Origin of the sequence: Cellulosilyticum sp. I15G10I2 (assembly GCF_900095725.1) — a bacterium.
Lineage (GTDB): Bacteria > Bacillota > Clostridia > Lachnospirales > Cellulosilyticaceae > FMMP01.
In genome coordinates, this window is sequence record NZ_FMMP01000009.1 from 186022 (window position 1) to 197550 (window position 11529).

Below are 11529 nucleotides of genomic sequence, written 5' to 3' on the forward strand. Positions count from 1 at the left end.
TTATAATACTTCTATAATCTCAATTTGTATATTCTCATATAAATCAACATATCTTTCTTTCACTTTTACAATAGGCCTATGAAGTGCATGAGGTTGAATAAACACAACTTCTGCTATTTCACCTGTACTTAAAACTACCTTTTCACCTATATAATAATTAATAACATTATTGCAAAATTCTAAAAGCATATTAATGTCAAATTTTCTAATCATATCACATTTTAGTATTTTTATAGTCTCAAAAATATTTGCAGTTCTTCTGATATTATCATATTCATCTGCAAGCCCTACCACTCTAGAAATATCATTAATTCTATCCTCTATTAAATTGAGTGGATAGCCACTTCCATCACATCTTTCATGATGTGTTAGAACAGCCTTAAGTACCTCATTATCAAGTTCATTATACTGACTTAACTTTTCATAAGCATAAATCGGATGTCTTCTAAACTCAACTTTTTCCTTAACGGTCAAATCTTTCGTTTTATCTATCAACTGACTAGGCATATCTATTTTGCCAATATCATGTAGCAACCCTGCCATAGCAACTTGCTTAAGCTTAACTGGATTAAAATTGGCCCATCTTGCAATCAAAAGACTTAATAGTGTAACATTCATACTATGTCTATAGATGTCTTGATCCATCTTCTCAACTAAACTAACACAAGCTAACACGTTAAAATTATATACAAACTCCTCTGTGATACACTTAGCAAGATTTTCTACTTCATTTACTTTAATATCTATTCCTTCTCGCTTACTGCCAATAATATTTTTAAGTACTTCTATGTATTTATCATAAGTATTTAGGACATTTTCTTCTATTTGCCACATACTTTCTTCACGATTAATCCCAACCCATATTTCTGTATGTTTAAATTTCTTTATACGTCTAAGAATATCTTCTGTTAATAATTGGTCTTTACCAATAATAGTACTTCCTGTATCTATATCAACTATAGGCTGAAGCAAAATCATTCCGGGTACACACTTCGACAGAGGTATAATTACTTTAGCAATATTTTCATTTTGCATCTACATATCCCTCCTCTCTAAACTATCACTCCAACATAAATAGACAATTAAATATAGTTATCAATATTAATTTACATTATATCCCTACCTGCTTTTCACGCAATACACACATTGTATACTATATATTCTACACCTTTTTTACATTATTACAACTGTTTTATATAAGTTTTGTAACCCCTTACAAACCGTTTTATTTATCTTTAACATTTAAACTTTGGTAATAAATAGCATAAATATCTTGATATCCAACCGGTTCAGGATGATTTTTAAGCTTTGCTGCATTCGCACACATTGTGTGACTCCAGTTTTCAATCTCTTTATTTTCGACACTTATCTCGCAATGTATTATTTTTGTTAATAACTCGTCAAAATCTTTTTCTGAACCTAATGATAGTAGTCCAAAAACACTTTCTACTTTACTTCTATTTTTAAAACTTTTTAGATAAGCTTTGAAAAGTACTGCATTTGCAAGCCCATGAGGAACACCTTTAAAATAAGTAAGTGGGTAGCCCATACCATGAGGAAGAGAAGTCCCTGTACTGGCAATAACCATTCCCGCAATACTAGAAGCTAACATAAGTTTTTCTCTTATCTCAAAGTTTAAAGTCCCTTCTAAAAGATGTGATATACATGTGCTCCACAGCCTAAGTCCTTTTTCAGCTAACATTTCACTTAAAAAATGGCTGTTTGTATTTAAATACCCTTCTACCAAATGACTCATTGCATCGAGTGCAGTATTAACTGTAATGTCATACGGTGTGCGCTCTGTATACCCAGCATCTAAAAATGCTACTTTACAAAAAACTTTTTGCCCTAAATTCCTCTTCGTTTGATTGCTATGATCCGTTAAAATAGCATATGGTGTTGTTTCACTGCCTGTTCCTGATGTTGTAGGTACTGCTAATACTGGAATACTCTCAAGTACCTCACTTGAAAATAATGTTTCTTCTGTAAGACCTGGATTATTAATCATAATCCCTATTGCTTTTGAAGCATCTAAAGGAGACCCGCCACCTATACCTATTACAAAGTCAACCTGCTCCCTTTTTCCAAGAATAGCTGCCGTTTCAATCGTCTTTGTACATGGATTTTCTTCTACCTCATCAAAAATAACATAGCCTATATGCATCTCAGTAAGCGCAGTAATGACATCATCCAAAGCCCCTGTCTTTTTAGCTGAATTTCTGCCAGTTACAATTAAAGCTTTTTGACCATATTTTGCAAACTCAGATTTATTTTTCACTACTGCACCCTTACCTAAAATCACCTTTGTCGGCATTTCATATGTGAATTCCATTGTAATCCTCCTTGTTTTTTCTTAACTATTTGATTCTCCTGAAAACACCTGTCTTTACAAGCCACATAACATCTATATTTCTATGGCATTCTTTCATAAGTTTTCTTGAAGAACGTACTTTATTAAAATAGCCATACAGATATAACTTTAATAAATATTTAGGATTATAAGCAGGTCTGCCTTATTTGGCTGGAATAGAACGGTTTATTTTACATTCTTCTAGATCCTAGTTTTCTATAAAAGCATCAATAACTCGTACCGGATTATCTTCACCTATATACTCATTTATTGTTTTAGGAAATAATGTAATTTGTCCTCTATTCTCACCTGCTATATATCCCATACTAATCACCTCTTCGCATTGTTACAACCATCTTTAGTATAGCATGTTTTGCCCTGATACAATTGATTTTGTAGGGTTTTCAAATCCTATATCTCAACTTAATTTGTTGCTTATAGATAATTTTTTCTTATTCATAAACTTATTTATAATAGCGCATAGCGAGGTAGGCAGGAGATGTTTTTTGGCTTGACTCGGGTTTGGCTGTGGGTAGGCGGGAAAGACAAAAAATATCTCCTGCCTGCCAAGCGGACCTTATATAGATGCTAAACTTACAAATACTACTAATTTCATTATACACCCACTCCAAATACTGATAAAACATATATTTGTACAACCCTATTATTAATTTACCATTTATTAATTATACTATTTTTTTATTTTTTTTAAGAAAGTAGTTGACAAACAAGCCCCTATGTGACTATTATAGTAGCATAATAACATATTTAAATATGAGTTTAGACAATGAGGTCTATATATACGCAGCCTGTGTATATGTAGACCTTTTTTTATTTCAATAAACTGAGGGCCCAGTTTATTGAAAAGGAATATAAAATTAAGGAGGGTAAATAGTATGGAACAAAATTTCACATTAGCAATGGACACGATTTGGGTATTATTAGGAACATGTTTGGTATTTTTTATGCAGGCAGGTTTTTGTATGGTAGAAACAGGGTTTACTAGAGCAAAAAACGCTGGGAATATCATAATGAAAAATATGATGGACTTCGCTGTAGGTTCTGTAATATTTTATGTTATTGGTTTTTCACTGATGTTTGGGGATAGTATTGGGGGACTCATTGGTGCACCTTCTCTTCTTAGCAAGGGCGCGTTTGCTTCACTCACAGAGTGGATGACACTTGATCTTAATACATTTATTATATGGCAAACTGTTTTCTGTGCAACAGCAGCTACTATTGTATCTGGGGCAATGGCTGAAAGAACTAAGTTCTCATCATATCTTGTTTATAGTTTTTGTATTTCAGCACTTATCTATCCTGTAGTAGGCCATTGGACTTGGGGTGGTGGCTGGCTCGCAGAACTTGGTTTCCATGATTTTGCTGGTTCAACTATTGTTCACTCAGTAGGCGGTTGGTCTGCTCTTATAGGCGCTAAAATACTCGGCCCTAGAATTGGTAAATATGGCAAAAATGGTAAAGTTAATGCAATTCCAGGTCATAGTTTAACACTTGGAGCACTTGGGGTATTTATTCTTTGGCTAGGTTGGTTTGGTTTTAATCCAGGTTCTTCACTATCTGGTCTGGATACTGGTCTTAACTCACTTATTTTCATGACAACAAATCTTTCAGCTGCTGCTGCTGCGATTGTAACAATGGCTGTAACTTGGATCAGATACAAAAAGCCTGATGTTTCTATGACACTTAATGGTGCACTTGCTGGCCTCGTTGGTATTACAGCTGGCTGTGATATTGTTAGTATTGAAGGGGCTCTTATCATTGGTATCGTAGCTGGTATCGTAGTTATATTTGGTATTGAATTTATTGATAAAGTACTTAAGATTGATGATCCCGTTGGCGCTATAGGTGTTCATGGTCTTTGTGGTGCTACAGGTACGATACTTGTTGGTGTATTTGCTACAGATGGCGGTCTCTTCTACGGTGGTGGTTTTGCGCTACTTGGTGTTCAGCTTCTAGGTGTTTTAGCAGTAGCTGTTTGGACTATGGCTTGTATGGCAGTTGTATTCCTTACTATTAAACATACAATCGGACTTAGAGTTTCTGAAGAAGAAGAAGTACAAGGTCTTGACCTTCATGAACATGGTTTAAGTAGTTCTTATGCAGATTTCGAAGTAAAACCTGGTTTTAAAGAGATTATTTAACAATATTTAATCATATAGTATAAGGGAGGCTTATTATGGATAAAATAACAAGAGTAGATATTATTACAAGACAAAGTAAATTTGATGAACTAAAGGATGCTTTAAATGAAATTGGCATTACTGGTATGACAGTTTACCAAGTACTTGGCTGTGGTAATCAAAAAGGTAAAACAGAAGTATACCGTGGCAATGAGTTAACTATGGATCTTCTTCCTAAAGTTAAACTAGAAATATGTGTCAGTGAAGTACCTGTACAACTGGTTATAGACACTGCAACGAAAGTACTTAGAACAGGTAAAATAGGTGATGGTAAGATCTTTATCTATCCTGTAGAAAATGTTGTTAAGATACGTACCGGAGAAGAAGGCGTTAAAGCTTTATAAAATAATATCAAAAAATGGGGACGGCTAAAAAGCCGTCCCTATCGTGCTTTTTATAAGCATGTCCAAATAAAACTTATTTAAAAAGAGGTGCATAAGTATGTGTGGTATTGCCGGCTGGATTGACTTTAAGCATGATATTTCCAGTAAAACCAGTATTATTGAAGCAATGACCGATACCCTAAAACTAAGAGGACCTGATAGCTATGGCTATGCAAATACCTCCCACGTTCTCTTCGGTCACAGAAGACTTGTTGTTGTAGACCCCAGTGGTGGCAAACAACCCATGACAAAGACTTTGAATGGTTTTAAATATACGCTTATTTACAACGGTGAATTATATAATACAGAAGATATTCGTAAAGAACTCATAGACAAAGGATTTCATTTTGACTCATACTCCGATACAGAAGTACTTCTCACCTCCTATATGTGCTGGGGTATAGACTGCGTCAAAATATTAAATGGTATTTTTGCCTTCGCCGTCTTTGACGAAAAAGCAAATCACGTGCTTTTAGCAAGAGATCCGCTAGGGGTTAAACCACTATTTTATAGTACTAAGGATGCTTCTTTTATCTTTGGCTCAGAAATAAAAACACTTCTTGCACATCCTTATATCGAACCTGTAATTGACAGAGACTCCATCACAGATATTTTTGCGCTTGGCCCCGCTGTTAAACCTGGAAGTGGTGTTTTTAAAGGTATCTTAGAAATTCCTCCAGCTCACCTTATGGTGGTGAGCCCGCAGGGTATTACCTCTCACGAATATTGGAAACTCGTGCCTGGTGAAAATACTGAAACACTCGAGCAAGCTACAGAACATCTTCGTTTTCTTCTTGTAGATGCCATAGAAAGACAGCTCGTAGGTGACGTACCCTTATGTACTTTTTTATCTGGTGGCTTAGATTCTTCTGCTATAGCAGCTATAGCTGCTCAGTCCTATAAAAAGAAAAATAAGATACTGACAACTTATTCTCTTGACTATGAAGATAACGATGACTATTTCAAGTCTTCTATTTTTCAGCCTACATCCGATAAATATTGGGCGGAACAAATGGGTAAATTTATAGGAAGCAATCATAAAACTTATGTAATTAACCATGAAGAACTCGCACTAGCGCTTAAAGATGCAGTACGTGCCCGTGATCTTCCTGGTATGGCTGATATAGATTCTTCATTATTCTTATTTAGCCGTGAAATTAGAAAAGACTTTATTATTGCCCTCTCGGGAGAATGTGCAGACGAACTTTTTGGCGGATACCCTTGGTATACAAGACCTGAACTTATGAATCTCCCCACTTTCCCTTGGTCTAACTTTGTAGAGAATCGAAAGGCGATCTTATCTGAGGATTTTCAAGATCTGCCTATTCGTGATGCTGTAAATGAAAACTATTTAAAAAGCCTCAAGGAAGTTCCTCATCTTACAGATGAAACGCCTGAGGTACATCGTATGCGCGAATTATTTTATCTTAATCTTAAATGGTTTATGGTTAATCTTCTTAATCGTAAGGATAGAATGAGTATGTCTAATAGCTTGGAAGTTAGAGTTCCGTTTGCAGATTATCGCTTAGTAGAATATGCCTTCAACCTACCTAATGAGTTTAAGTTTTTTGAAGGCAGAGAAAAGGGGCTTCTTCGCAAATGTCTCCGAGGCATCTTACCGGAAGACATTATCTACCGCAAAAAAAGCCCTTATCCCAAAACCCATAACCCTATTTACACTGATCTTGTTTGTCAAATGATGCAGGGTATTCTTGATAATCCACAGTCTCCCCTATTAAATATCATTGATAAAAGCTTCGTTAAACAGCTAATAGCAACCAAAGGTGCTGCCTATAAAAACCCTTGGTTTGGTCAGCTTATGACCGGCCCTCAGCTTATTGCCTATCTTGTGCAGTTTAACATATGGCTTGAAGATTATAAGATCAAACTTATATAATTTTCTTTACAAAGCCCCCTATTTCTATACACTATATATCTTTTTAAAGGCAGGTCTTCTATGACCTGCCTTTAAAAATCCCGTCAAATAACTAATAACTATGGGACCTATTTATTTAATCTTGAGCTTAAATATACGCCGGTTATAATAATCACTGCGCTTATTAAAGTAATAAGGTTCACAGTTTCTTTAAGTATAATGACTGAAATAATGATTGAAAAAACAGGTACAAGATTTACAAACAGCATCGTTTTACTCGCTCCATAAGCCTTAATAGCATATTGCTGCAATAAATACCCTATAGCTGATGCAAATATGCCCATATAAAATACAGAACCCCATGCCTTTATACTGATACCGTGGAGATAACTTATTGGTCTTTCCATAATAACAAATGGTATCAGCATGATTACCGCTGTTAAAAAGCTGTATGTAAGAATAATAATAGGTGAATACTTAATCATAATTTTCTTGCTAACCACACTATATACTGCGAAAGCTATTACTGCACATAACATGAGAACATCTCCACTATTAAAACGCATCGTTGTAAAAGCTTCTATATTACCTCTGCTTGCTGTTAATAACACCCCCATAAATGCTAGTAGGATTGCACCCGCTCGTTTTAGGCCAATCCTCTCATTAAGAAACAATGCCGCTATAATCGTTGTGGCCATAGGATTTGTTGCACCTATTAATGAAGAATTAATAGCTGTTGTTTTGGTAAGTGCTATAAAAAATAAAACATGATATGTAAAAATCCCTAGAAAACCTGTAAGTATAAAAATAGGAAACTCCTTGAAGCTTATTTTCCACCTGTCCGGTTCATACTTAATCATCAATGGAAAAACAATAACAAGCGCAGTTAAAAACCTTATAAACGTTAGTGTAAATAAGGAGAATTCAGCTACTGCTATCTTGCCAGCTATAAATGCACCAGCCCAAAACAACGCTGTTGGTACCATTAATAAAAATAATCTTTTATTATCTTTAAACTCCGTCACCTCAATCATCTCCAATTATTCTAGTTAAGTTAGCACCAATTGGTGTCTAGTACTTTATGTTATCCAATTATACCAGAATAATTTTAACACCTATTTTACTAAATAACTATCCTTCATTTGAATTTTTATTTTTCTTGTGTAGTGACTGGCACTATAGTTATTCAGATATTACTATTCTAAACAGTGCCTCACATTGATATTTTCATTTTTTAAAAATACGTGAAATTTACCATTCACATCACAAGTCGCGAGTAGTACATCTTTGGGTGATTTTATATTTTGTTTTTTTAGTTCCTTTAAGAGCCACTCTTCCTCTTTACCTATAGCCTTTAAGTTACTCTCCATAACCTTTCCATCTATAATAAGGTTGGCTACTAATCCTTCTGGTTGGGGTGAAAGCTTTAGATCTCCTACATTAACAGGCCTTTTATCTACAGTTGGCAGAAGGCTTATTCTGCCATCACTTTCCATGGTAGCCATCTGAATGTCATTAATATCAAAATAGCCCTCAAGTCGGCATTCTTCCAGAAGGCTATTAACCTCGTAATGTACACTTTTAAGATTTTTACTTATGATTTTTCCATCTTGAATAAGGATAATGGGAGCACCTTCAAAAAACTTTCTAGCCCACAAGCTTTTTACTGTTATTACAGCTATTAATATATAAACAGCAACATAAACAGCCATTGCACTTACAAAATGGAACCACTCTGTTTCTGCATCTGTTGCCATTTGTGCCGCAATAGAACCAATAGATATACCCATAATATAGTCAAACGTACTCAGCTGCGAGATTTGCTTTCTCCCCATCATTTTGCTCATCACAAATAAGGTAATTATAGATCCTAAACTTCTTATCAACACGTTAACTAAGTCATTCCAATTTATCATTACTCCCATCCTTATCCTTAGACACCTATTCCACAAATAAGCATCTTGATAATATATGATGTTATTGTAATCACTTTATGTCATGTATATACGTATTATTTAGTAAATCTCAATCTGCTATTGCCTGCTTTTATAAAATGTCTGCATAATATAAAACGCTAGCTTTTTATGTTTTTTATCCTTTGAAAGAAGTCCCTTAATATTATATCCCTCTTGATATTTTGCATGTCTTCTTGGGGAACGGAAATCATAAAGTATCCAAGGGGTAGTGCCTTTAATATAGAGGGTTTTCTGAAAAATTTCTACTTGCTTTTTGAAAATATTTTCTTGGAAAGTTTCTGTTCCTAAATCATGAATTGTCCCATGATGACCGGCTTTACCATCTCCTCCAAATTCACTGATTATTACTGGTTTGTTGGGATTTGAATTTTCTAAAATCTGAGTTAACTTATTAAAATCTGGATCGTACCATCCATAATACTCATTAATAGCCATAACATCTAGATATTCTTCTAATCTATCTTCTATTTTCAAATCCACATGATTAACTAAACAAGCTGCTGTGATTAGTCTTGTTGGATCTAACTTTTTAGCAAGTATTGCTAGCTTGCTCATAAATGTAAGCCTTGAGTCTGTATCGGGATTTTCATTTCCAACTGACCAGCTGATAACACTAGCCCTATTTTTATCCCTTTTAATGAGTTCTGTTAACTGATTTTTTGCATCTTCTAAGCTTATACTATTATCAAATTCTATTGCCCAATACACAGGAATCTCTTCCCATAACATAATCCCGAGTTCATCTGCAAGTTGCGCTGCTCTTTCCGTATGTGGATAATGGGCAAGCCTCATATAGTTACAGTTTAGTTCTTTTGCAAGTTTGATATTTTCAATAATTTCTTCATCTGTAATAGCCTTACCATTTGCAATACTTTCTTCATGGACACAAATCCCATTTAAATAAATAGGCTGATCATTGAGTAAAATAGCATTGCCTCGAACCTTAACCTGCCTAAATCCTATTTTTTCATGAATAATATCTTCTCCATATTGAAGTTTTACATCATATAAATATGGAGATTCCGGACTCCACAATTTTATCTGTTCTGGTTTTAAGATGAGTTTTCCTATTTTACCCTCAAGCGGGATACTTTGCTTAATTTCTAGTTCTGGTATTTCTAAATAAATTGTATCGCTGTTCTCTTCATTTATTTCTACTTCACATACTATTGTATCCAATGAATCATTATCAAGAGCTAGACTAAAGTCTTTAATATAAGCTTTTGGAAGGCGGATCATTTCTACATCTCTGTAAATACCACCATAATTAAACCAATCTGTATTGATAGTTGGTATCTGTTCTTTTTTTCTTGTATTATCTACCACCACAATAATACGATTTTCTTCTTTTAAAACATGGGTGACATCTATATAAAAAGGCGTAGAGCCCCCCTTATGACAACCTACAAATTCTCCATTAACAAAGACTTTAGCTTCATAATACACAGCCCCAAATTTAATGATTACTTTGTCTTCCCCTTGACTTTGATAGTTAAACTTCCTGCTGTAAACTGCTGGCCCTTCATAGTAAAAATACTCAGGCTTCTGTGTATTCCAAACACTTGGCACTACAGTCTCTTCCCATCCATCAAAATCAAAATCTATGGGAATATCCCGGCCTTTATCATCCTTTCTCTTCTCTAAATACCACTCTGACCGCAAACAACTGTCATACACATCAATACAAAAATGCCAATAGCCATTCAGCTTTTCTTTCTCTCTGCCTCTGTCATAAACCATCATCTCATGATCAATCATTTGCTTATAATATTTTTCATCGTAATTGCTGTCATGAATGTTTCCTACAAAGTTGTTAATTTCCATTATCCTATACCTCTCTTCTTTTAAAGTTAGTAAGCAATTTTTTGTATACTCCCTATTTTATATAGAACAGGCGGCAAAGCTTAAGCCTGCCGCCATCTATTTTTCATCTCATCTTTAATCTTGTTTTTCAACACCATATACTTCTATCTGTGTTAAAGCTGGGAAAGGTGATGGATCATCTGCCTTAATTAAATCGCTTAAACTAAGCTGCGTTATCTCCTTATCAGCAATCACTTTCACGTGAGGCAGTGCACTCTTTTCCATATACCAAACAAGCGAGGTCCCGTCTGAAAAAGAAACTGTTACTTGCCTCCACCAATTATCATGAGGAAAATCAGCTCTTGTATAGAGTACAAGTTTATTCACGACAACTGTTCTTCCAAAATCTAATGTGAACTGAGCATCGTCTTGTCTATTGATTCCCCAAGACTGATAAGGCCACTCTCCATGGGACAGATTCATTTTAACCCCATCAATCGCATTCCTAGCTGCAAATACTGCTTCTCCTCTTGTTTCAACATTAGCAAGAGCATGGGGATAACTCGATAAGTTCTCATGCTGATCCATTACATTTTTAGCAAGATTACGGTAAGCATAGATTTCTTCTTTTGTTGCCCCTCTAGCTGTTATTAAATGTAGATTGCCACAAAATGTTTTTGGAGAATAGCTTCCTCGTTTTTCCTTTACCGGTATATAGTATTTGATTTCTCCAGTCATATAAACAAGTGCTTCTCCAAGGGCCTCATCCACCTGTATAGCTACATAGGCCGGATACTTGGAACTCGAAATCTTAATATGATCCCCTTCTTCGTACTCCCTATTACACAGGACTCCTACTTCCTCTTCACATTGATTACTACAAACGACTATTCCCTCGGAAGTCAAAACTTCCAAACACAATGTTTTCATGTGAGTTCCT

At 35.0% G+C, this 11529-nt stretch carries 7 protein-coding genes and 2 pseudogenes; 2 read left to right on the top strand and 7 right to left on the bottom strand.

Annotation, left to right across the window (positions count from 1 at the left end):
- From BN3326_RS09495 to BN3326_RS22890, 3 genes and pseudogenes are all read right to left on the bottom strand, one after another.
- Complete coding sequence (locus BN3326_RS09495) at positions 1–1035, bottom strand: HD-GYP domain-containing protein (protein ID WP_069998955.1); 1035 nt, start codon at positions 1033–1035, stop codon at positions 1–3.
- Between the two features lie 190 nt (positions 1036–1225).
- Positions 1226–2332 (bottom strand): iron-containing alcohol dehydrogenase family protein, encoded by a 1107-nt coding sequence (locus BN3326_RS09500; protein ID WP_069998956.1) that lies wholly within the window; start codon positions 2330–2332, stop codon positions 1226–1228.
- Positions 2333–2357: 25 nt separating this feature from the next.
- Positions 2358–2513, bottom strand: a pseudogene (locus tag BN3326_RS22890) (transposase); the annotation flags it as partial.
- Between the two features lie 733 nt (positions 2514–3246).
- Here BN3326_RS22890 and BN3326_RS09505 point away from each other — a divergent pair.
- Together BN3326_RS09505 and asnB are read left to right on the top strand one after the other, a co-directional pair.
- Positions 3247–4895, top strand: a pseudogene (locus BN3326_RS09505) (ammonium transporter).
- A gap of 97 nt (positions 4896–4992) precedes the next feature.
- Positions 4993–6831, top strand: coding sequence for an asparagine synthase (glutamine-hydrolyzing) (gene asnB / locus BN3326_RS09515; protein ID WP_069998959.1), 1839 nt, complete (start codon positions 4993–4995; stop codon positions 6829–6831).
- Positions 6832–6938: 107 nt separating this feature from the next.
- Here asnB and BN3326_RS09520 read toward each other — a convergent pair whose 3' ends face one another.
- The 4 genes from BN3326_RS09520 to BN3326_RS09535 all read right to left on the bottom strand — a co-directional run bounded on the left by BN3326_RS09520 (position 6939) and on the right by BN3326_RS09535 (position 11519).
- Complete coding sequence (locus BN3326_RS09520) at positions 6939–7835, bottom strand: DMT family transporter (protein ID WP_171903807.1); 897 nt, start codon at positions 7833–7835, stop codon at positions 6939–6941.
- Positions 7836–8006: 171 nt separating this feature from the next.
- The gene (locus BN3326_RS09525; protein WP_171903808.1) at positions 8007–8726 is read right to left on the bottom strand and encodes a DUF421 domain-containing protein; all 720 of its coding nucleotides are present in this window, start codon (positions 8724–8726) and stop codon (positions 8007–8009) included.
- 117 nt (positions 8727–8843) lie between these two features.
- Entirely contained in the window at positions 8844–10610 is a 1767-nt protein-coding gene (locus BN3326_RS09530; RefSeq protein ID WP_069998962.1) for a glycoside hydrolase family 2 protein, read from the bottom strand.
- Between the two features lie 114 nt (positions 10611–10724).
- Positions 10725–11519, bottom strand: a complete 795-nt coding sequence (locus BN3326_RS09535) for a carbohydrate-binding protein (protein WP_069998963.1) — start codon at positions 11517–11519, stop codon at positions 10725–10727.
- Between the last annotated feature and the right edge of the window lie 10 nt (positions 11520–11529).